This window comes from Streptomyces sp. NPDC005706, assembly GCF_040631045.1.
GTDB lineage: Bacteria > Actinomycetota > Actinomycetes > Streptomycetales > Streptomycetaceae > Streptomyces.
The window spans coordinates 171,006-191,158 of the sequence record NZ_JBEXYS010000004.1; the positions used below are offsets into that span (position 1 = coordinate 171,006).

Here is a 20,153-nt window from a genome sequence, read left to right on the forward strand (position 1 = left end):
GGCGTCCGGCGGACCGGCGGCGGCCCCGGTCACTGATCCTCGATCTTCCACGGCATGACGAAGCCGAACTTCCACAGGTATATCCCCGCCAGCACGCCGATTATCACCAGGCCGATCACCGTCAGCGTGATGTTCCGCCGGCGCACCCGGGGATCGAGGGCCCGCTGGGCCGCCTCGGTGACCTTGCGCTTGGTCCAGCGCAGCACGAGCTGGGCCCAGACGAACTCGGTCGCCCAGATCGCCATGCCGCCGAAGATGACCAGCCAGCCCGGACCGGGCAGCGGCAGCATGACGACACCGGCCGCGACGACCGCGAGGCCGATCACGAAGACGCCGACCTGCCAGCTCACGTGCAGCACTCTGCGTGACTTGACGAACTGCGGCGCCCTGGAGCCGAGTCCCCGCTCGGCCCGTTCCTCGTCTGCCTTCATCTCGTCCGCCTCGTCGATGGCCACCGCAACGTCGCCCGGCTCGTCACTCCCCGTATTCATACAGACAAACCCTACCGTAGTGAATCAGTCACTGGAATGGTCGCAGGTCTCACAGGAGTTCTCGGCCGGAAGAGTTACGTAAACACACGCAAAACCCTCAGAGGGGTTTACAACGGCACCGTAGGTGGCATGTCGATTTCGCCGACGTGCGAATCCCCGAGCGCACACTGAGCGAAAGGCCCTGGCGCTTATGAACACCACGGTCAGCTGCGAGCTGCACCTGCGCCTCGTTGTGTCGAGCGAGTCCTCCCTGCCTGTCCCCGCAGGCCTGCGGTACGACACGGCCGACCCCTACGCCGTGCACGCCACCTTCCACACCGGAGCCGAGGAGACCGTCGAGTGGGTGTTCGCCCGCGACCTCCTCGCCGAGGGTCTCCACCGTCCCACCGGCACCGGAGACGTCCGAGTCTGGCCGTCCCGCAGTCATGGTCAGGGCGTGGTCTGCATCGCCCTCAGCTCCCCTGAGGGAGAGGCTCTGCTCGAGGCCCCGGCGCGGGCCCTGGAGTCCTTCCTGAAGCGAACCGACGCCGCCGTGCCGCCCGGCACGGAACACCGGCACTTCGACCTGGATCAGGAGCTGTCGCACATCCTGGCGGAGAGCTAGGTCGCGCCCCTCGAAGCCGCCCGGCGCCGTCCACTCGGGGAGACGGCTCGGGCTCAGGACAACCGCATACGGCAGGCCCGCGCCGTCACCGTGAGCGCGCACGGTGATGGCGTCCGCCTGCGTGTGTACCCGGGCCGTCCGGGCGTGGGAGACTCGGGAACCCCCAGGGGTACGGGGGCGCCGTGCCGGCGGTTCGCCGGCGGGGCGGTACCCGGTGCGGTGGGCGCGGTTGTCGCTACTATCGGCCGGCATCGGCGGGCGCCCGCCCGACCTCCAGGCCAGGGAGCGAAACGTGCTGATCACCCACGACACCCGCTGCGCCCTAGACACCGTGGTGGATCTGGTGAACTCCGCGCCGGACGACGAGTCGGCGGTGGACGGACTGCCGGATGTCGCGGCACTCGCCGATTTCGTGCGAGGCCACAACGTCAGTGATGTCGGGATGCTGTCGGAGTTCGATCTGTCGGCGGTGCGCAAGGTCCGGAGCCGGTTCGCGGGGATCTTCGCCGCGCCGGACGCCCGGGCGGCGGCGGGGCAGATCAACGAGCTGGTCGCCGCGGCCGGCACCACCCCGCGCCTCACGGACCACGACGGTTACGACTGGCATGTGCACTACTTCGCTCCCGGCGCGTCCGTGGCGGACCACCTGGCCGCCGACTGCGGCATGGCGCTCGCCTTCTTCGTGGTGGCCGGGGAGCAGGAGCGGCTGCGGCGCTGCGAGGCCCCGGACTGCCGGCGTGCCTTCGTGGATCTGTCCCGCAACCGCTCGCGGCGCTACTGCGACAGCCGGACCTGCGGCAACCGGTTGCACGTGGCCGCCTACCGGGCACGGCGCAAGGAAGCGGCGGGCTGACGGCCGGGCGGGACGCGCGTGCTCACCAAACCGACGCCGGTCCCGGTGGGCGACGCCAGTCCCGGCGGGTGACGCCGGGACGGACGTGTACGGCTCACAGCAACAGCAGGTCGTGCAGCGCAGCCATGAGGATGAGAGACCCGATCACCGCAAGGAAGATCATCAGCGGTGGCTGGGAAAGGGCGAAGAGGCACCCGCGCGGCTCGTCCTTCGGCGGCGCGGCCTCGCTCTCTGACGTGTCCAGCATCTCGCGGGTGATGATGGCCCAGGCGGCACCCCGTTGGCGATCAGCACACTCGCCGAGTCCGGGTCTTCACCGTATTGCCCACCGACCGGTTCACCTTGGTTCCGGTTGTGAACGGTTTCAGGTCATATGCCGTGCTTCTTGAGGATGGCCTCGATGTCGCTGAAGTCGTCGGCGGAGCTCGTGCCGGCGGGCGGGGCGGCGGGCCGGGTCGCGGGGCTCTTCCCGGCGCCGAGCGAGGGGGCCGAGGCCGCAGGCGCCACCGCCTCGGGCCGGGCGCCGCGGGCCGCGGCGCGCTCGGCCCTGCGCTCGGCACGGGTGCCGCCGCGCCGGCGCTCGACGGCGCGGGTCCCGGCGAACAGCAGCCAGGCCGCGCCCAGCACACCGAAGCCGGCCCAGGCCGTGGGGCTGAAGGCGGTGTCGGAGAGCCAGCCGACGATCCCGATCATCACCAGGCCGATCGGCACGAGGGAGTAGGCCGCGATCCGCACGGCGGAGAGGTAGCGCTTGCGGTAGGCGGTGACCACCGCTATGCCCAGGCCCGCCGCGGAGACGGCGGAGCAGACGGTCTCGGCAATCATCCGGTCCTCCTGGCGGGTTCGGTCGGCTGGCGGGACGAGAGCGGCACGGAGTGTGCGCTTCGTCCGTTCCATCCTGCACCGTCCCGGTCCCGTGAGGCCATGCTCCGGCCCGACATCAGGGAGATCTCCGGGTCGCCTCCTCCGCAGGTCCGGTCCGCGTCCACCCCGGAGCCGGTCCGGGCGAGAGGCCTTGAGCCCACGCGCCGGGTCCCGGCGAGAGGCCCCCGAGCCGACGCGCCGGGTCCGGGCGCGAGAGACCCAGAGCCCACGGGTCGGGGCTCGACGAGAGGCCCAGAGCCCAGGCGCCGGGTCCGGACGGGAGACCCCGAGCCCACGGGGCAGGCCCGGACGGGAGACCCCGAGCCCACGGGGCAGGCCCGGACGGGAGACCCCGGAGGGCCGCGACGGCCGCCGGGGCGGCGTCCGATTCGGCCCCCGAGGGCTCGCCTGGAAGACTGGTGACCATGAGCGACTCCTCACCCCACCGCACCGAACCCCTCGTCCTCGACGTCTGGTGCGAACTCCAGTGCCCCGACTGCCTGAGCGCCCTGGACGACGTCCGCGCCCTGCGCGCCCGCTACGGGGACCGGCTGGAGCTGCGGCTGCGGCACTTCCCGCTGGAGAAGCACAAGCACGCCTTCGCCGCCGCCCAGGCCGCCGAGGAGGCCCTGGCGCAGGGGCAGGGCTGGCCGTATGTGGAAGCGGTGCTGGCGCGGGTGTCGGAGCTGGACCGTGCGGGAGAACCCCTCCTGGTGGAGGTGGCCCGCGAACTGGGTCTGGACGCCGAGGAGTTCGACACCGCACTGATCGACGGCCGGCACATCCTGATCGTCGACGCCGACCAGGCCGAGGGCAAGGCCATCGGCGTGACCGGCACCCCTACGTACGTCATCGGCGGCGAACGCCTCGACGGCGGCAAGAGCCAGGAGGGTCTGCGCGAGCGGATCACGGAGATCGCCGACCGGCTGCTGGCCGGGCAGGCGTGACCCGGCCCGGTCAGAGGAGCGGCTTGGTGAAGGCGGAGTCCGTCGTCTCGTAGCCCAGTGACTCGTACAGCCGCTCGGCCGGGGCGTTGCCGGCGAAGACGTTGAGCCCGAGGACCGGCCGGCCGGCGGCGATCGCCTGGCGTTCCGCCAGCAGCATGAGCGTGCGGCCGTGTCCCCGGCCCCGGTGTGCCGGGTCGGTCTCGACGTCGAAGACGAACGCCTTGCCCTCCTGCAGGGCCAGCCACAGCACGCCCACCCGCGTCCCCGCGTGCTCCAGGACGCTGAGACGCATGTTCTCCGTGGCCTGTCCCCGCGGCAGCAGCATCTCGTGGTCCCTGCGGGCCTTGTCGTACGCGGCCGCCTCGGGAACGCCCCGCTCGATCCACATCCGGGCGTAGTCGGCGGCCTCGTGCTCCTGCCAGGCGGCGAACTCGGCGGGGGTCATCGGCCGCGCCCGGCTGTCCGCGGGCAGTTCGGGCGGTGTATCGCCGAGGCGCTTCTCCATGCCGCGGTTGCGCAGGGTGTAGCCGAGGGCGCCGGCCAGCCGCAGCGCGGACTCCGCCGCCGCCGGGACCACGGCCTCCATCTGGGCGCAGCCCCAGCCGCGGGCGACCTCCTCCGCGGCCAGCGCGGCCACCGTCCCCCTGCCGCGCCGCCGGTCCGGCTCGGCTATCCGCAGCTCGATGACGCGCGCCACCGAGTCGCCGAGGTTCGCCGAGGTGCCGAGGCGGAGCACGCCCACGGGGCGGCCGTTCACACACACCTGGTACCGGCGTGAGCGTGTTCCGTCGGTGTTGCGCTGAAGCGGCTCGGCCGGCCGCAGGGTCGTCGTCATCACGGGTGTTCTACCCGCTCGGCGCCCCCGGGTCAGCCGAATTTCACGCCGGTCACGGATCCAGGTCGTGCCCGGACCGCTCGTCGAAGATCCGCATCGCCTTGAGGGTCGCCGGACCGGGGGCGCCGGGCAGTTCCCGGTCGTCGACCCGGTGCACGGCCTGGACGTCGCGCAGGCTGGAGGTGAGGAAGACCTCCTCGGCGCGGTCCAGCACGTCCAGCGGCAGATCGGTCTCCCTGGCGCCGGTCCACTCCACCACGAGGGCGCGGGTGATGCCGGGGAGGCAGCCGGAGGCGACCGGCGGGGTGTGGATCTCACCGTCCAGGACGACGAAGACGTTCGACCCGGTGCCCTCGCAGAGCTGTCCGACCGTGTTGGCGAACAGCGCCTCGGAGGCGCCGTGTTGGTGGGCGCGGGCGAGGGCGACGACGTTCTCGGCGTACGAGGTGGTCTTCAGGCCGGTGAGCGCGCCCCGCTCGTTGCGGGTCCAGGGCACCGTGATCACGGCGGTGGTCTCCGGGCGGCGGGCGGTGTCGCCGAGGGCGACCACCAGGGTCGGGCCGTGCTCGCCGCGGTCCGATCCGAGCGGTCCGTGGCCGCCGGTATAGGTGATGCGCAGCCGGCCGAGCGGCATCGGGGTGGCCTCGAGGACGGCCGCGCAGGCACGTCGGACCTCGTCGAGGTCGGGGTCGGGCAGGCCCAGGCCGCGGGCCGAGCGGGTCAGCCGGTCCAGGTGGCGGGTGAGCGCGAAGAGCCTGCCGTCGACGGCCTTCACCGTCTCGAAGACGCCGTCGCCGACGGTCAGCCCGTGGTCGAAGACGGACACCCGGGCGGAGTCGATGTCCCGCAGTGCGCCGTCGAGCCAGATCCTCATGTGAGAGCCCTTCCACTTTCCTGGTACAGCCCCGACGCTACCGCGAGCAGCCGGGACGCCTTCAGCTCGGTCTCCCGCCACTCCCCTTCGGGGTCGGATCCCCAGGTGATGCCGGCGCCGGTGCCGAAGCGCAGCACCGGCGTGCCGGGGGCGGAGCGGTCGATCCAGAAGGTGCGGATGCCGACGGCCAGCTCGCCGACGCCCCGGTCGGCGTCGACCCAGCCGATGCCGCCGCAGTACGGGCCGCGCGGGGCGGGCTCCAGCGCCTCGATGATGCCGAGCGCGCTGGACTTGGGGGCGCCGGTGACGGAGCCGGGCGGGAAGGCCGCGGCGAGCAGTTCCGGCCAGCCGGAGTCCGGGCGCAGTTCGCCGCGGACCGTGGAGACCAGGTGGACCAGGCCGGGGTGCTTCTCCACGGCGCACAGGTCGGGAACGCTCACGCTGCCGGTGGCGCAGACCCGTCCGATGTCGTTGCGGACCAGGTCCACGATCATCACGTTCTCGGCGTAGTCCTTCTCCAGCAGGTCCGCCTCGGTGCGGCCGGTGCCCTTGATGGGGCCGGACTCGACGGTCCGGCCGGCGCGGCGCAGGAACAGCTCCGGCGAGGCGGTGGCGATCTCGACGCCGTGCCCGGGCAGCCGGATCGTGCCCGCGTACGGCGCCGGGTTGCCGCGGGCCAGCAGGGCGGTCAGGGCGTCCACGTCGGCGCCGGGGTCGACGGGCGCGCTCAGCACCCGGCAGAGGTTGGCCTGGTAGACCTCGCCGGCGGCGATGTGCTCGCGGATACGGTGCACGGCCGCGGTGTACCCGGCGCGGTCCAGCGAGGAGGTCCACTCGGTCACCGCCGGGCCACGCCAGCCGCCCGGCACCGGGGCGGGCACCGGCTCCTGCCGGACCTCGGCGAAGCGGGCGCAGGTCAGACGGCCCTCGAAGTCCGCGCAGACCGCCCAGAAACCGGCCGAGTCCAGGGCGGCGGGATCATCGGTGACGTCGAGCAGACCGGTGGCGAGGCGGGTGCCGAAACGGGCCAGGGGAAGTGGGCCGGAAGGGTGGTGGAGCACGAGGTCGAGTCTAGGGCTGGTGTCCGAATCGCGGCCGGGAGATGTCCCCCTGGAGCCACCGTCCGCCGCATGCGCCGGACGCAGCGCAGCACGCTGCGCAAACGCGTTTTTGTACTGGCCCGGGAATCCGCTAGAGTTCAACACGTCGCCGGGCCGCGAGAGCGGACCGAAACGACAGGCGGACGTAGCTCAGTTGGTAGAGCGCAACCTTGCCAAGGTTGAGGTCGCGAGTTCGAGCCTCGTCGTCCGCTCGAAGGAAGAAGGGGTCATCCCGATCCCCTACACTCCTGGTGGAGTGGCCGAGAGGCGAGGCAACGGCCTGCAAAGCCGTCTACACGGGTTCAAATCCCGTCTCCACCTCCAAGGACGATTAGCTCAGCGGGAGAGCGCTTCCCTGACACGGAAGAGGTCACTGGTTCAATCCCAGTATCGTCCACTGGATCCGCCGGCTCGTACGGCAGGACCCGAACCCGCGCGATTAGCTCAGCGGGAGAGCGCTTCCCTGACACGGAAGAGGTCACTGGTTCAATCCCAGTATCGCGCACCGTCTGTGACTTCCGGGTCACAGCACGCGGACGATTAGCTCAGCGGGAGAGCGCTTCCCTGACACGGAAGAGGTCACTGGTTCAATCCCAGTATCGTCCACACAGCAAAAAGCCCCCGGCCGTCTCGTACGGCCGGGGGCTTCTTCGTGGTACCGGCCCGGATCAGCTGGAGAACAGCATGTGGCCGAAGCTCTTGTGGCGGTGGTGACCGCCGTAGTGGCCGCCGTGGTGGCCACCGCCGTGCGGGGCGCCCCAGGCGGGGGCGGACGGAGCCGGGTACGCCTGCGGGGCGGCCGGGGGCGGGGGCGCCGGCTGGGACCACTGGGACTCCAGGCGGGTCAGCGCCTCCAGCTCGCCGTAGTCGAGGTAGATGCCGCGGCAGCCGCTGCACTGCTCGATCTGGACGCCGTTGCGGTTGTAGGTGTGCATCGGCGCATGGCACTTCGGACACTGCATGGTCGGCTCAACTCCTCGCCTGTCGGTCCTGCTTCGTGTTTCCCCAGGACAGACTCCGTGCGGCCCCGGTCGGTTGCACCCTACGCCGGGAATCCGCGCGTCAACTGGCGGGGTACGGGACTCATTCGGGCACAGGCGTCGACCAGGGCCTGCTCCACCTCGTCCAGCGGGCGGCCGGCGTCGATCGCCTTGGCGAGGGCGCGGGCCGCGGTCTGCGCGGTGAGCGCGCGGGCGGGGATGTCCAGGGCGGGCCAGGGGTCGCCGTCCGCCGGTACGGCGGGGCCGCCGGCCTCGCGGTAGGCGGCCAGGAACCGGGTCCACTCGTCGGGCGGGAGCAGGCCGCAGGCGAACCACGCGGCGGGGCGGGCGAGGTCCCAGGCCGGGACGCCGAGGCCGAGGTCGTCCACGTCGATCAGCCGCCAGGGTCCGTCGGGTGCCGGGTGCCGTACGAGCTGGCCCAGGTGCAGGTCGCCGTGGCAGAGAGCCGGAGTGCCGGGCATGGGCTCCTCCGCGCGGGCCCAGGCGGGGAGGGCGGCCCAGGCGCGGAGGACGGGCGGCCCGGCCGGGTGGGGGGCGGTGCTCAGGGCCGTGCGCAGGCGGGCGAGGGCGTGGGCGGCCTTGGCGGGGCCGCGCATGGGCGGCGGGGGGATCCGGTCGCCGGGGGCCGTTCGGTGCAGGCGGGCGAGGAGGGTGGCGGCCGCTTCCCAGGGGGCGGCGTCGGGGTCGTCCGGGTCGACTGGGGTGCCGTACGGCCAGAGAGTGACGAGGCGGTCGTGCAGGGCGGTGGGGGTGGGGGTGAGCGGGGGCAGGAGGACGTCCGGGACGCGGGCGGCCGTGGCCAGGCGGAGGGTGAGGCCGGCGGGGTCGGTGCCCGGGGCGTGGGCCTTGGCGACGGTGCCGGCGTGCCGGACGACGGTGGCGTCGGGGCGGTCGGCGAGGGTTGTTCCCGGGCAGGCGCAGAGGGCTCCGCCGGGGAGCGGGTGGGGGTGAGCGGTGGCTATGGCCTTTGTGGTGAGGGCGGTCAGGAGGTTCACGGGGTCACTTCGGCCTCGGGGGTGGGGCGATGTCGAGTGAGCGTACGCCTGCGGCGGGCGGTGCTGTGACGGTGGACGGTGTCCTGGGCTCTGGCTCGGCGGGTTGGGTGCCGGTGCCGGTGCCCTGATGGTGGGCCGCGCCGGTGTCGGCCCGAGGGTGTTTCGCTCGCCCCGCGCTTGCGGGGTGCCGCTGCGCCCACCCGTGCCGCCCCAGGCGGCACGCATGCCCGCAGCTGGGTGGGGCGGGTGCCCACAGCTGGGCGGGCCAGGGCTCGCAGCTGGGCGGGCCAGGGCTCGCAGCTGGGCGGCACGCATGCCGCAGCGGGCGGGCCGAGTGCCCGCAGCTGGGCGGATCGGGTGCCCGCAGCATGGGCGGATCCAGTGCCCATAGCTGGGCGGGCCAGGGCTCGCAGCTGGGCGGCACGCATGCCGCAGCTGGGCGGGCCGGGGCTCGCAGCTGGGCGGCACGCATGCCGCAGCGGGGTGGGGCGAGTGCCCGCAGCTGGGCGGGCCGGGGCTCGCGACTGGGCGGGTCGGGTGCCCGTGGCCGGGTCGTGGAACGGCGTAATGCCGGCGCAGCTCCCCAGCTGCGCCGGCATTTGTGCCGTCCGCCGCACCCCCGTCCCCACGGGGTTTCATGGATTGATGTCCCCGCCCGGACCGCTCTTCCGGGCCTGGGGTCGCCGCTCAGCGCCCCAGCATCACACCCACGGACGACGCCTGTGTGGCCACCGTCTCCCAGCCGTCGAAGACGAGCAGGAGCAGGGCCGCCAGAGGGAGGGCCATGAGCGTCGCCACCAAGGGGTGGCGGCGGCCCGTGCGGCGAGGGGCGAACGTGGTGCGCCGTGGTGCCGTGTGGGCCATGGTCCCTCTCCTGACCGTGCCTGTCGTACTGACTCTTGTTCCAGCAGCGGCGGGTGTCTGACCTCGGGGGACGAGTGCTGCACCCGCCGCTTGACCTCAAATCTAGGCGCGCGCTGCCGGGCGGGCGTCATGCCCTCGTACCGATTGGCGGGCCTCCCGGAGGATGAGCGGCATCCGGCGGAGTACTCCCCTGGGTGGAGACATGGACCTGACTCTCGGGGTCTTCCCGGAGGGGGCGCCCGCTGTGTCCCCTGATGTCCGGACCTGCGGGCGCGGCACTTCGAGTGAGTTCGATCACTTCCTCCGTTTCCGGGCGGTCGGCGGCGGGTGTCCGGATCGTCCGGTGGCCGGCCCCGCCGGGCGCGGTCCGGTTCGGTCGCGAGTGCCGCGCAGCGGCCGCCGTGGCCTGCGCACGGTCGCGGTGCGTCTGGTCAACGTCCGCGTGCCGAGGCGCGGTTGGAGTTGGCACGGCCTCAATGGCACTGCGCGGGATGGCTTCCTGACCTTGTCTCACCTCGTCCGTGCGCGGTGGACAATCCCTCGGGCCGAGAGGGCGCGGCCTATGCGCGCGGGCGGCCGTGGAAACGTAAGCTGTGCCACGTCACAGGGACCGGGCAGCGGGGATGAACATGGCGATGATGCGCCTGAGGCGCGAGGACCCGCGCGTCGTCGGCTCGTTCAGGCTTCACCGACGGCTCGGCGCGGGCGGGATGGGCGTGGTCTACCTCGGCTCCGACAAGAAGGGCCAGCGGGTCGCGCTCAAGGTGATCCGGCCCGATCTCGCGGAGGACCAGGAGTTCCGGTCGCGCTTCGCCCGTGAGGTCTCGGCGGCCCGGCGGATCAGGGGCGGGTGCACGGCCCGGCTGGTGGCCGCGGACCTGGAGGCCGAGCGGCCCTGGTTCGCCACGCAGTACGTGCCCGGGCCCTCCCTGCACGACAAGGTCGCCGACGACGGCCCGCTCGGCGCGGCCGACACGGCGGCGATCGGCGCGGCCCTGTCCGAGGGACTGGTCGCCGTGCACGAGGCCGGCGTCGTGCACCGGGACCTGAAACCGTCCAACATCCTGCTGTCCCCGAAGGGACCGCGGATCATCGACTTCGGCATCGCCTGGGCCACCGGCGCCTCCACGCTCACCCACGTCGGCACGGCGGTCGGCTCGCCGGGCTTCCTCGCCCCGGAGCAGGTGCGCGGCGCCGCCGTGACCCCGGCGACCGACGTGTTCTCGCTGGGCGCGACGCTGGCCTACGCGTCGACCGGCGACTCACCGTTCGGGCAGGGCAGTTCCGAGGTGATGCTGTACCGCGTGGTGCACGAGGAGCCGCAGCTGAACGGTGTGCCGGACGCTCTCGCCCCGCTGGTCCGGGCCTGTCTCGCCAAGGACCCCGACCACCGGCCGAGCACGCTGCAACTGTCGCTCCGGCTCAAGGAGATCGCCGCCCGCGAGGCACAGGGCCTGGCCGACGTACGGCCGCCCGCGCCGCGCGTCGCGGAGGCGGACCTGCCGACCGGGCGGCTCGCCGACACCTACCCCGAGCAGCAGCGCGACCGGCGGCGCGCGGCTCCCGGCACTCCGGTGCCGCGTGGGAACACACCCGCCAGGGGCGGTGCGCCCGCCCGCGGCGGCAGCGTTTCGCGGGGCGGCGGGGTGGCTTCCCGCCCCGGCGCGGCCCGGTCCACCCCGGTCCCTCGCGGCGGCCCGCGCTCCGGCAGCGGCAGCCGGCCCGGCCCGCGCAGCGGCACCGGGCGGCCGGCCCCGCGCCCGACGGGAAGCCGGCTGCGGCCGGCCAATCCGCGGCTGCTGCGTCAGCGGCTGTTCGTGTTCGTCGTGGTGACGTTGCTGGTCGCGCTCGGCATCGCCGTCGCCCAGGGCTGCCAGGGTCCGGCGCGCGGTCTGGGCGACGACGGGCGGCGGCAGCACGTGGGGCTGCGGCTGGGTTCGCACCCGTCGGCCGAGGGGCGTCCGGTGTCCCCGGTTCAGGCCCCGGGGCGTCCCGAGGCCACCGCGTAGAACGCCACCGCGGCGGCCGCGCCGACGTTCAGGGAGTCGACGCCGTGGGACATCGGGATGCGGACCCATTCGTCGGCGGCGGCCAGGGCCTTCGTGGACAGGCCGTCGCCCTCGGCTCCGAGCATCAGGGCCACCCGGTCCATCCGGTGCGGGGCGGCCTCGTCGAGGGTGCGGGCCCTGTCGTCCGGGGTGAGCGCGAGGAGGGTGAAGCCGGCCTCACGGACCCCGTCCAGGCCCTTGGGCCAGGTCTCCAGGCGGGCGTAGGGCACGGAGAAGACCGCGCCCATCGAGACCTTGACGCTGCGCCGGTACAACGGGTCGGCGCAGTCGGGCGAGAGCAGCACCGCGTCCATGCCGAGGGCGGCCGCGGAGCGGAAGATCGCGCCGATGTTGGTGTGGTCGTTGACCGCCTCCATGACCACGACCCGCCGGGCGTCGCGCAGCAACTCCCCCGTCGTCGGCAGCGGCTTGCGCCGCATGGAGGCGAGGGCGCCGCGGTGCACGTGGTAGCCGGTGACCCGCTCGGCCAGGTCCGGGGTGACCGCGTACACCGGCGCCGGCATCGCGTCGATGACGTCCCGCATGACGTCGACCCACTTGGCCGAGAGCAGCATGGACCGCATCTCGTACCCGGCGTCCGCGGCCCTTCTGATGACCTTCTCGCCCTCGGCGATGAACAGGCCCTCGGCGGGCTCACGCCTGCGGCGCAGCTCGACGTCGGTCAGGCCCGTGTAGTCGCGCAGGCGGGGGTCGTCGGGGTCCTCGATGGTGATGAGCTCGGCCACGGGGTGATACTGCCTTGTCCTGGGGTGGGTCGGTTGCCGGCGGCTGGGAAGAGGGTGTGGTGCCCGGGTGCTGCTCCGGGTCGTGCGTGATCAGGCCGCCGGTTCGGGGCCCACGTTCACGACCTCGCCCACGACGATGACCGCCGGGGGCCTGACGTCCTCGGTGCGCACGGTCTCGGCGACCGTGGCGAGGGTGGCGTCGACGCGGCGCTGCGCGGCCGTCGTGCCCTCCTGGACGAGGGCCACGGGGGTCTTCGGCGACCTGCCGTGCGCGACGAGCGTGTCGGCGATCTTCCCGATCTTGTCGACGCCCATCAGGATCACCAGCGTGCCGGTCAGCCGGGCCAGCGAAGGCCAGTCGACCAGGGAACGCTCGTCGTCGGGGGCGACATGACCGCTGACCACGGTGAACTCATGGGCCACGCCCCGGTGGGTGACCGGGATGCCGGCCGCGCCGGGCACGGAGATGGAGCTGGAGATGCCGGGGACGACCGTGCACGGGATGCCGGCCTCCGCGAGCGCCTGGACCTCCTCCATGCCCCGGCCGAAGACGAACGGGTCGCCGCCCTTGAGGCGGACCACCGACCTGCCCTGCTTGGCGTGCTCGATCAGGGCGTTGTTGATGGCCTCCTGGGCCATGTAACGGCCGTACGGGATCTTCGCCGCGTCGATGACCTCGACGTGCGGCGGGAGTTCGGCGAGCAGGTCGCGCGGGCCGAGGCGGTCGGCGATGACCACGTCGGCCTCGGCGAGCAGACGGCGGCCGCGGACGGTTATCAGGTCCGGGTCGCCGGGGCCGCCGCCGACCAGGGCGACTCCGGGGGTGCGGGTGCGGTGGTGGGGGGCGACGAGGGTGCCGTCGCGCAGGCCCTCGACCACCGCGTCGCGGACGGCCGCCGTGTGCCGGGGGTCACGGCCGCGGGCGTCGGTGGTGAGGACGGCCACCGTGACGCCCTCGCTGTGTCCGGTCGCCGGGGTCCAGGCGGTCGCCCGGTCGGCGTCGTCGGAGCGGACGCACCAGACGCGGTGGCGCTCCGCCTCGGCGGACGCGGCGGCGTTGGTCTCGGGGTCGCTGGTGGCGATGAGGACGTACCAGGCCTGCGCGAGGTCGCCCTCGGCGTACGGCCGGCGCTGCCAGGTGATCTCGCCGCCGTCCGCCATGGCCTCGACGGAGGGCGTGGCCTCAGGGGAGACGAGGACGATGTCGGCGCCGGCCGCGATCAGCGCCGGGAGGCGGCGCTGGGCGACCTGGCCGCCGCCGAGGACGACCACGCGGCGGCCGGAGAGGCGGAGGCCTACGGGGTAGGCGGGGTGTTCGGCCATGAGGGACGGCTCCTCGTGCAGCTCTGCGATGGGCGCGCCGCGGCATTGGAGCGGCCCTGACGTGCGGATTTTAAGGCGTCGGAGCGAGCGGGGCACGGGCGGTCCGGCAGCTGAACACCGGACCGCCCGCCGCGGGGCCGCTACTTCTCCGTGACCCCCGCCGAGTCGAACGTGGCCACCTCGTGCATCGCCCGTGCGGTGCTCTGGACCAGGGGAAGGGCCAGCAGGGCGCCGGTGCCCTCGCCGAGACGGAGGTCGAGGTCGACCAGGGGACGCAGGCCCAGCTTGTTGAGCGCCGCCACATGGCCGGGCTCGGCGCTGCGGTGGCCGGCGATGCAGGCCGCGAGGACCTCGGGGGCGATCGCGCGGGCGACCAGGGCCGCGGCGCCGGCGCTGACGCCGTCCAGGATCACCGGCGTGCGCAGGGAGGCGCCGCCGAGGAGCAGGCCGACCATGGCCGCGTGCTCGAAACCGCCGAGGGCCGCGAGGACGCCGATCGGGTCGGCCGGGTCCGGCTGGTGCAGGTCGAGGGCGCGGCGGACGACCTCGGTCTTGCGGGCCAGCGTCTCGTCGTTGATGCCGGTGCCCCGGCCGGTGACCTCGGCCGGGTCGGCGCCGGTGTACACCGAGATCAGCGCGGCGGACGCGGTGGTGTTGGCGATGCCCATCTCACCGGTGAGCAGCGCCTTGTTGCCGGCCGCCACCAGGTCGCGGGCGGTCTCGATGCCGACCTCGATGGCGGCCTTGGCCTCCTCGCGGGTCATCGCCGGGCCGGTGGTCATGTCGGAGGTGCCGCCGCGGATCTTGCGGGGCAGCAGCCCGGGCGTGGCCGGCAGATCGGCGGCGACACCGACGTCCACGACGCACACCTCGGCGCCGACCTGGCCGGCGAAGGCGTTGCACACCGCTCCCCCGCCGAGGAAGTTGGCCACCATCTGCGCGGTGACCTCCTGCGGCCAGGGGGTCACGCCCTGGGCGTGCACTCCGTGGTCGCCGGCGAAGATCGCGACGGCCGCGGGCTCCGGGATCGGCGGCGGGCACTGCCGGGACAGCCCGGACAGCTGGGCGGAGATGATCTCCAGCATGCCGAGCGCGCCGGCCGGCTTGGTCATGCGCTTCTGGCGCTCCCAGGCCTCGCCGAGTGCCTTGGCGTCGAGCGGGCGGATCTGTGCGACGGTCTCGGCAAGCAGGTCGTGGGGTTCCTCTCCGGGCAGGGCGCGGCGGCCGTACGTCTCCTCGTGCACCACCCAGGACAGCGGGCGCCGCTTGGACCAGCCGGCCTGCATCAGCTCGGGTTCGTCCGGGAACTCGTCGACGTATCCGACGCACAGGTAGGCGATGACCTCGAGGTGCTCGGGCAGGCCGAGGGCACGGACCATCTCGCGCTCGTCGAAGAAGCTGACCCAGCCGACGCCGAGGCCTTCGGCGCGTGCGGCGAGCCACAGGTTCTCCACCGCGAGCGCGGCGGAGTACGGGGCCATCTGCGGCTGGGTGTGCCGGCCGAGGGTGTGGCGGCCGCCGCGGGTCGGGTCGGCGGTGACGACGATGTTCACCGGGGTGTCGAGGATGGCCTCGATCTTCAGTTCCTTGAACTGCTTGGCCCGGCCCTTGGGCAGCGACTTGGCGTAGGCGTCCCGCTGGCGCATGGCGAGTTCGTGCATGGCCCGCCGGGTGTCGGCGGAGCGGATCACGACGAAGTCCCAGGGCTGCGAGTGGCCCACGGAGGGCGCCGTGTGGGCCGCTTCCAGGACGCGCAGCAGCACCTCGTGCGGGATCGGGTCGCCGCGGAAGCCGTTGCGGATGTCGCGGCGTTCGCGCATCACCTTCAGGACGGCCTCGCGTTCGGCGTCGTCGTAGGCGGGCGCGGCCGGACCGGCCGACTGTCTCGGCTTCTCCACCGCGGCCGTGTCCTCCTCCTGGTCGGCGGCCCTGGTCCGCAGGTCCTCCGCGTGCTGTACGACACCGGGGGCGGCCTCGGTGTCCGGCTCGGCCGGTGCCACGGCGGGCTCGGCCTCGCGGGGCGCGGGCACGGTGGCCACCGGCTCCTGCTGCTCCTGGGCGGGCAGCACGATGGGGTGCGGCGGGGTCGGGGCCAGGTGCGGTGTGGTCGGAACCTGGCCGTCCACGGGCACGAACTGCCCGAGCGGCTGCTCGGGGTCCGGCCGCAGCGGAACGGCGGAGGGCAGGGGCTCGACGGGCGCGGCCGGGTCCGCCTCGGCGGCGGGCGCGGGCGTCACGGCCTCGGCGGCGGCCGGTGCGGGCGTGGCCTCGGCGGGCTGGTGCTGCGGGCCCGAGGGAACGCCGGGGCCGGTGGCCGGGGCGGGCGTGCCGTCGGCGGCGGTCCGGGCGGTGGCGTCCAGAGCGGCCTGGGGCTGGGGCTGGGGCTGCTGCGGGGCGGGCGCCGCGTCGCCGTCCTGCGGGGCGGGTGCGGTGAGCCGCGGGCCCTGCGCCTGCGGGACGACGGGCTCGGGTGCCTCGGTGGCCGGCGGGGCGGTCACGGCCTCCGGTGCCGGGGCGACGGGCTGGGCGGCCTGCACGGCTTCGGGGGCCTGGGCGGGCTCGGGGGCCTGCACCGCTTCAGGGGCCGTGGCCGGCTCGGGGACCTGCGCCGCTTCAGGGGCCGTGGCCGGCTCGGGGACCTGGGCCGCTTCGGCGGCCTGGGCCTGTTCGGGTGCCTGGGCCTGTTCGGGTGCCTGGGCCTGTTCGGGTGCCTGGGCCTGTTCGGGCCCCGGAAGCGGCTCCGGGTCGGGGGCCGGCAGCGGCTCCGGAGCGGGGGCCGGTGCTGCGGCCTCGGCCTGCGGGGACGCCGCGGCCGGAGTGTCGGCGGGCGCGGCCGGCTGAGCCTCGGCGGGTGCCTCGCCGTGGCCGGGCGCCTCGACGGGACCGGAGGCCTGCGCGGGCACGGTCCCGGCCTGCTGAATCGCCTCGGCCGGCTCGGTCATGTCCTGAGGCGTGACCGCGGCGACGTCCGCCGCCGGGGCCGCGTCCGGTGCCTGAACGGCGTCGGCGGCTTCCGGGACGGCGCCGGACGCCACGTCCACGGCGGGGGCGTCCCCGGCGGGCACGGCCTCGGCGGCGACCGGTGCGTCTTCTTCCGGCCGGCCGGGCTCGGCGGCCTCGCCGGACGCCTCGGGCTCGGGAGCGTGAACCGCCTCGGGGCCCTCGACCTGCGCCGGCGTGCCCAAAACGGCCTGGTCCGCGACGTGCGAGGCGTCCGGACCGGGGATCACCCGGCCGGGCTCGGCGCCCTGAGCCGCTTCCTCCGCCTCGGTCTCGGGTACGACTCCCCCGGCCTCCGCCACCGGCGGCGCCTCCACGGGCGGCGTGTCCGCGCTGCCGTCCGTACCGGGAACGGCCGCGGCCCGCGGTTCCTGACCGGCGTCGACCGGTACCGGACCGCCCTCGGCGGCCTGCCCCTGGTCCGCCGGAGCGGTGTACACCCCGTCGTGACCGTGCGCGGGCTGGACCCCGTCATGGCCGTGCACACCCTGGGCCGCGGCCGGAGCCTGCGCCGCCGCCTGGGTGGTGAGGCGGTCCAGCGTGGCCTGGGCGGCGCCGGAGGCGCCGGAGGCGTCGGCGGTGGGCTCGGGCTCGCCGGCCGGAGCAACCGTTTCCGCAGCCGGCGCCTGAGCGTCGGCCTGGGCCACGGCGGCGGGCGCGGCGCCCCAGGGGGCCGCGGTCTGCGGGGCAGCGCCGGACAGGGCCTGGACGCCGAGGTACTCGGGCCCGGTCGTGGCCGGTCCGGACTGCCGGGCCGGCGCTCCGGCGGGGCCGCGGTCGGCGAGGGAGCGGACCGGGCTGGCGGAGGCGTCGGGGATCGGCGGGCCGAGGTGCAGCGGCCGGCGCGGCTGCTGTGCCGCTGCCGCCGTCGCCTCGTGCGGGGCCGAGAGAATGGGGGAAGAGGGTGCGGACGCCGGGCCCGGGTCGGGCAGCCGGACGCCGCTGAGGTCGACGGAGCCGCTGTCCCGGCCGGCCGTCTCGTGCGGACCGGGTTCGTGGAAGGTCTCGACGACGGGTTCCGGCGCGGGCGGCGGAACCTCGTTGCCCCAGGCGCCCTGAGCACCCGGCAGCAGCAGGTCTTCGTCCTCGGCGGGAAGCTCGGAGAGGTAGGTGTACGCGCCGTGCGGGGGGACGCCCGGCTGCTCCACCATGCCTGCGCTCTCCGGCTCTCCCTCGGCCGGGACCTGGCCGGTGTCGGTCATGCGTACCCCTCGCCCATCGGTTTAGTGCTTCTCTACGACCAGCTCACCCGGAACGGCGCACCGACCGCCCCGTAGTGAAGAACGAGCGTGCGTGCCCAGCGGCACGAACGACCGCCCGGAAAAGGCGACAAAGCCATTCAGTGGCATTGTCCCGGTCGTTCAGCCGTCGCGACAGCATGATCCGCGACAGCCCGCTGTGGACTGCGCCACGTTGCGCGTCCTCGGGTTCTGCCGTACCACACCCACCCCAAAACGGGCGCGCTTTCCGGACATTGACGAACGAAGTTCCGGGTCACCGGTACGGCACAACGATCGGCCAGCCTACCGCGCGCGGTACGACAACAGGATCACCGGGCGCGATCGGGCGGGCCCGCCCGCCGGCCGGCCGCCGCCCCTCAACGAGGCGCTTCGCGCCGCTGGATTTCCCCGGTGAGCAGGAACGCGACGTTCCGCTCGGTCTCCCGCCAGGCCCTGGTGTCCAGTTCGACGGACTGCAGGAGGGCGCACTCGACCCGGTATCCGTGCTCGGTCAGTCCGCGGCCGACGAGTTCGGCCTCGTCACGGTTCGCGGCGTGGGTGACGATGCGCTGCGGCCGGCGGTCGGCGACCGCGGAGACCACGGCCGCTCCCCCGCCGCCCACGCGTACGACGTCGGGTTCGGGCAGGTTCTCGAGGACGTGCGGGGCGGTGCCCTGGACCAGTTGGAGCTGGACGCCGAAGCGGCGCGCGGCGGCCTCGGTCCGGGCGCAGGCCTCGGGCAGCCGGTCGACGGCGATGACGGCGGCCCCGGCGCGCGCGGCCTCCGTGGCGAACGCGCCGCTGCCGCAGCCGATGTCCCACACGAGGTCGCCGACGCGCGGTCCGAGGCGGGCGAGTTGGGCGGCCCGCAGCAACTGGGTCTCGCCCTCGCCCAGACCGCCGTGCGCGCCGTACTCCTCGTCCGGCTGCACCCAGCCGCGCGGCCCGGTGGCCGGGTCGCGGCCGGAGATCCAGCCGCCGTCCTCGGCCGCCGCCGCCCGGCCGCCGACGACGATGACGACGTTGGGGTCGCGCCAGGTGTGGTCGGCGGCCTTGTCGGAGGTGACGACGGTGACCTGTTCGCGTGCGGTGCCCAGTTCCTCGCAGATGACGAAGGTCCGGTGGACCCCCTCCATCAGGAGGCCGAGTTCGGCGGGTCCGGCGCCCGGTGAGGTGAGGACGGCGACCTTGGTGTGGGCGCGGCACACGTTGACGGCGCGGCGCAGGGTGCGCCGGTGGGCGACGACCACCTGGGCGTCGTCCCAGGGCATGCCGGCACGCGCGAAGGCGGCGGCCACGGAGGAGACGGCGGGGACGACCTCGACCTCGAGTCCGAACTCCGGTGCGCGCAGGGTCCGTACGACGCCGAAGAAGCCGGGGTCGCCGTCGGCGAGCACGACCGCGGTGCCGCGGTGCGCGGCGATGCGGCGGGCGGCCAGGGCGACGCTGCCGAGGCGGACGCGTTCAGCGGCGGGCGGGATGTCGGGGAGCGCCAGGTGGTGGACCGCGCCCGCCACGAGCGTGGCGGCGCCGAGGGCGGCGCGTGCCGCCTCGGTCGGCGGCGAGCCGTCCCAGCCGATCACCGTGACCCGGTCGGCCATCGTCGTCAGTCTCCGTTTTCGCAGGTCGTCTGGGGTACGGGCCCTGGGTGGGCACCGCGAGCGTACCCGGTGAAGCCGGCGGACGCGCGGTGGGGGCGGTGCGGTGCGCGGTTGTGTGCGGCCCCGGTGGTGTCAGTTCCAGTCGGAGTAGGAGCTGAAACCACCGGTGTCGGCGAACTGCTCGTCGCCGCCTTCGAGGTCCTCCGGCAGCAGGCTCCAGACGATGAAGTCGGTACGGGTGTCGGTCCAGGTGCCGTCCGCGGTGCGGACGTGGACTATGCAGGCGTTGCGCAGCACGCCCTCGCTGATGCAGCCGATCTTCTGGGCGACCTGCTGGGAGGCGGTGTTGTCGGCGGCGGTGCGCAGCTCGATGCGCTCGAACTTCTGGTCGCCGAAGAGCCAGTGGGCGGTGGCGAGCGTGGCCTCGGACGCATAGCCCTCGCCGCGGGCCCAGGGCGCGATGATGTACGACAGCTCGGTGGCGCGGATGTGCCAGTTGGTCCTGGTCAGCTGGATGATGCCGACCAGGCGCTGGGTGAGGAACTCGGTGACCGCGAGGTCCAGGCCCCGGCCCGCGGCGCGTTCGGCGGGCGCGTACGCGGTGATCCAGTGCCGGGCGCCGTCCTCGGTGAACGGCTGCGGCACGTCGGTCCAGGCGGCGATCTGCTCGTCGTTCATCATCTCGGCCATCGCGGGCACGTCGTCCTCGTCGAGGGGCCGCAGCACCAACCGCTCCGTGCTGATGGAGACGTTGGGGAAGGTGCTACTCATGCGCCGCTCCGTAACC

Annotated in this window: 18 protein-coding genes and 5 tRNA genes; 9 read left to right on the forward strand and 14 right to left on the reverse strand. The window is 74.1% G+C overall.

The window, feature by feature from the left end:
- Positions 1-29 precede the first annotated feature (29 nt).
- Positions 30-491 carry a TIGR02611 family protein gene (locus tag ABZ478_RS09805; protein ID WP_359546972.1) on the reverse strand — a complete coding sequence of 154 codons (462 nt, stop codon included), beginning with the start codon at positions 489-491 and terminating at the stop codon, positions 30-32.
- Between the two features lie 190 nt (positions 492-681).
- Between ABZ478_RS09805 and ABZ478_RS09810 the strand changes: the two genes are divergently transcribed.
- Both ABZ478_RS09810 and ABZ478_RS09815 read left to right on the forward strand, forming a co-directional pair.
- Entirely contained in the window at positions 682-1,095 is a 414-nt protein-coding gene (locus ABZ478_RS09810) for an SsgA family sporulation/cell division regulator (protein ID WP_004002642.1), read from the forward strand.
- Between the two features lie 292 nt (positions 1,096-1,387).
- Positions 1,388-1,948 carry a CGNR zinc finger domain-containing protein gene (locus ABZ478_RS09815; protein ID WP_359546974.1) on the forward strand — a complete coding sequence of 187 codons (561 nt, stop codon included), beginning with the start codon at positions 1,388-1,390 and terminating at the stop codon, positions 1,946-1,948.
- Positions 1,949-2,042: 94 nt separating this feature from the next.
- Here ABZ478_RS09815 and ABZ478_RS09820 read toward each other — a convergent pair whose 3' ends face one another.
- Together ABZ478_RS09820 and ABZ478_RS09825 are read right to left on the reverse strand one after the other, a co-directional pair.
- Positions 2,043-2,195 carry a hypothetical protein gene (locus ABZ478_RS09820; protein WP_359546976.1) on the reverse strand — a complete coding sequence of 51 codons (153 nt, stop codon included), beginning with the start codon at positions 2,193-2,195 and terminating at the stop codon, positions 2,043-2,045.
- Between the two features lie 122 nt (positions 2,196-2,317).
- Entirely contained in the window at positions 2,318-2,773 is a 456-nt protein-coding gene (locus tag ABZ478_RS09825; protein WP_359546978.1) for a hypothetical protein, read from the reverse strand.
- A 464-nt stretch (positions 2,774-3,237) separates the two neighbouring features.
- Here ABZ478_RS09825 and ABZ478_RS09830 point away from each other — a divergent pair, with 464 nt between their 5' ends.
- On the forward strand, positions 3,238-3,759 hold the full coding sequence (locus tag ABZ478_RS09830; RefSeq protein ID WP_359546980.1) for a DsbA family protein: 522 nt from the start codon (positions 3,238-3,240) through the stop codon (positions 3,757-3,759).
- Between the two features lie 10 nt (positions 3,760-3,769).
- Here ABZ478_RS09830 and ABZ478_RS09835 read toward each other — a convergent pair whose 3' ends face one another.
- Genes ABZ478_RS09835 through ABZ478_RS09845 form a run of 3 tightly spaced genes read right to left on the reverse strand, consistent with a single transcriptional unit; the run spans position 3,770 to position 6,529 of the window.
- Complete coding sequence (locus ABZ478_RS09835) at positions 3,770-4,594, reverse strand: GNAT family N-acetyltransferase (RefSeq protein ID WP_359546982.1); 825 nt, start codon at positions 4,592-4,594, stop codon at positions 3,770-3,772.
- A 52-nt stretch (positions 4,595-4,646) separates the two neighbouring features.
- Complete coding sequence (locus tag ABZ478_RS09840) at positions 4,647-5,468, reverse strand: aminodeoxychorismate lyase (protein ID WP_358932246.1); 822 nt, start codon at positions 5,466-5,468, stop codon at positions 4,647-4,649.
- Positions 5,465-6,529 carry a chorismate-binding protein gene (locus tag ABZ478_RS09845; protein WP_359546984.1) on the reverse strand — a complete coding sequence of 355 codons (1,065 nt, stop codon included), beginning with the start codon at positions 6,527-6,529 and terminating at the stop codon, positions 5,465-5,467. Before ABZ478_RS09845 ends, ABZ478_RS09840 begins: the two co-directional genes overlap by 4 nt.
- Before the next feature lie 178 nt (positions 6,530-6,707).
- On the opposite strand from ABZ478_RS09845, the gene ABZ478_RS09850 reads away from it, so the two are divergent.
- The 5 genes from ABZ478_RS09850 to ABZ478_RS09870 all read left to right on the forward strand — a co-directional run bounded on the left by ABZ478_RS09850 (position 6,708) and on the right by ABZ478_RS09870 (position 7,174).
- Positions 6,708-6,780, forward strand: a tRNA-Gly gene (locus ABZ478_RS09850).
- Between the two features lie 38 nt (positions 6,781-6,818).
- Positions 6,819-6,892: transfer RNA gene (locus ABZ478_RS09855), tRNA-Cys, on the forward strand.
- Position 6,893: 1 nt separating this feature from the next.
- Positions 6,894-6,965: transfer RNA gene (locus tag ABZ478_RS09860), tRNA-Val, on the forward strand.
- A gap of 36 nt (positions 6,966-7,001) precedes the next feature.
- A tRNA-Val gene (locus ABZ478_RS09865) sits at positions 7,002-7,073 on the forward strand.
- A 29-nt stretch (positions 7,074-7,102) separates the two neighbouring features.
- Positions 7,103-7,174, forward strand: a tRNA-Val gene (locus ABZ478_RS09870).
- A gap of 62 nt (positions 7,175-7,236) precedes the next feature.
- Here ABZ478_RS09870 and ABZ478_RS09875 read toward each other — a convergent pair.
- The 3 genes from ABZ478_RS09875 to ABZ478_RS09885 form a co-directional block, all read right to left on the reverse strand.
- A complete protein-coding gene (locus ABZ478_RS09875; protein WP_359546986.1) occupies positions 7,237-7,530 on the reverse strand; it encodes a zf-TFIIB domain-containing protein in 294 nt (97 codons plus the stop codon).
- 80 nt (positions 7,531-7,610) lie between these two features.
- Positions 7,611-8,531: an aminoglycoside phosphotransferase family protein gene (locus ABZ478_RS09880; RefSeq protein WP_359547505.1), complete on the reverse strand. Its 921-nt coding sequence runs from the start codon at positions 8,529-8,531 to the stop codon at positions 7,611-7,613.
- A 720-nt stretch (positions 8,532-9,251) separates the two neighbouring features.
- Positions 9,252-9,428: a hypothetical protein gene (locus ABZ478_RS09885; protein WP_185091440.1), complete on the reverse strand. Its 177-nt coding sequence runs from the start codon at positions 9,426-9,428 to the stop codon at positions 9,252-9,254.
- A 623-nt stretch (positions 9,429-10,051) separates the two neighbouring features.
- Here ABZ478_RS09885 and ABZ478_RS09890 point away from each other — a divergent pair.
- Positions 10,052-11,437: a protein kinase gene (locus ABZ478_RS09890; RefSeq protein WP_359547508.1), complete on the forward strand. Its 1,386-nt coding sequence runs from the start codon at positions 10,052-10,054 to the stop codon at positions 11,435-11,437.
- Here the strand turns inward: ABZ478_RS09890 and ABZ478_RS09895 are convergent.
- The 5 genes from ABZ478_RS09895 to ABZ478_RS09915 all read right to left on the reverse strand — a co-directional run bounded on the left by ABZ478_RS09895 (position 11,404) and on the right by ABZ478_RS09915 (position 20,137).
- Positions 11,404-12,222 carry an RNA methyltransferase gene (locus ABZ478_RS09895; protein WP_359546988.1) on the reverse strand — a complete coding sequence of 273 codons (819 nt, stop codon included), beginning with the start codon at positions 12,220-12,222 and terminating at the stop codon, positions 11,404-11,406. The genes ABZ478_RS09890 and ABZ478_RS09895 overlap by 34 nt on opposite strands.
- Positions 12,223-12,312: 90 nt before the next feature.
- A complete protein-coding gene (gene cobA / locus ABZ478_RS09900; protein ID WP_359546990.1) occupies positions 12,313-13,545 on the reverse strand; it encodes a uroporphyrinogen-III C-methyltransferase in 1,233 nt (410 codons plus the stop codon).
- Positions 13,546-13,685: 140 nt separating this feature from the next.
- A complete protein-coding gene (cobT, locus tag ABZ478_RS09905; protein WP_359546992.1) occupies positions 13,686-17,747 on the reverse strand; it encodes a nicotinate-nucleotide--dimethylbenzimidazole phosphoribosyltransferase in 4,062 nt (1,353 codons plus the stop codon).
- Positions 17,748-18,142: 395 nt separating this feature from the next.
- A complete protein-coding gene (cbiE, locus tag ABZ478_RS09910) occupies positions 18,143-19,366 on the reverse strand; it encodes a precorrin-6y C5,15-methyltransferase (decarboxylating) subunit CbiE (RefSeq protein WP_359546994.1) in 1,224 nt (407 codons plus the stop codon).
- A gap of 132 nt (positions 19,367-19,498) precedes the next feature.
- Positions 19,499-20,137, reverse strand: a complete 639-nt coding sequence (locus ABZ478_RS09915; protein WP_359546996.1) for a GNAT family N-acetyltransferase — start codon at positions 20,135-20,137, stop codon at positions 19,499-19,501.
- Positions 20,138-20,153: the final 16 nt, after the last annotated feature.

Excerpts from the sequence above, each read along its gene's own strand:
- ABZ478_RS09805 (WP_359546972.1), bottom strand. The coding sequence starts at position 491 with ATGAATACGGGGAGTGACGAGCCGGGCGACGTTGCGGTGGCCATCGAC.
- ABZ478_RS09810 (WP_004002642.1), top strand. The coding sequence starts at position 682 with ATGAACACCACGGTCAGCTGCGAGCTGCACCTGCGCCTCGTTGTGTCG.
- ABZ478_RS09820 (WP_359546976.1), bottom strand. The coding sequence starts at position 2,195 with ATGCTGGACACGTCAGAGAGCGAGGCCGCGCCGCCGAAGGACGAGCCG.
- ABZ478_RS09825 (WP_359546978.1), bottom strand. The coding sequence starts at position 2,773 with ATGATTGCCGAGACCGTCTGCTCCGCCGTCTCCGCGGCGGGCCTGGGC.
- ABZ478_RS09830 (WP_359546980.1), top strand. The coding sequence starts at position 3,238 with ATGAGCGACTCCTCACCCCACCGCACCGAACCCCTCGTCCTCGACGTC.
- ABZ478_RS09835 (WP_359546982.1), bottom strand. The coding sequence starts at position 4,594 with ATGACGACGACCCTGCGGCCGGCCGAGCCGCTTCAGCGCAACACCGAC.
- ABZ478_RS09840 (WP_358932246.1), bottom strand. The coding sequence starts at position 5,468 with ATGAGGATCTGGCTCGACGGCGCACTGCGGGACATCGACTCCGCCCGG.
- ABZ478_RS09875 (WP_359546986.1), bottom strand. The coding sequence starts at position 7,530 with ATGCAGTGTCCGAAGTGCCATGCGCCGATGCACACCTACAACCGCAAC.
- ABZ478_RS09885 (WP_185091440.1), bottom strand. The coding sequence starts at position 9,428 with ATGGCCCACACGGCACCACGGCGCACCACGTTCGCCCCTCGCCGCACG.
- ABZ478_RS09890 (WP_359547508.1), top strand. The coding sequence starts at position 10,052 with ATGAACATGGCGATGATGCGCCTGAGGCGCGAGGACCCGCGCGTCGTC.
- cobA (WP_359546990.1), bottom strand. The coding sequence starts at position 13,545 with ATGGCCGAACACCCCGCCTACCCCGTAGGCCTCCGCCTCTCCGGCCGC.
- cobT (WP_359546992.1), bottom strand. The coding sequence starts at position 17,747 with ATGACCGACACCGGCCAGGTCCCGGCCGAGGGAGAGCCGGAGAGCGCA.
- cbiE (WP_359546994.1), bottom strand. The coding sequence starts at position 19,366 with ATGGCCGACCGGGTCACGGTGATCGGCTGGGACGGCTCGCCGCCGACC.
- ABZ478_RS09915 (WP_359546996.1), bottom strand. The coding sequence starts at position 20,137 with ATGAGTAGCACCTTCCCCAACGTCTCCATCAGCACGGAGCGGTTGGTG.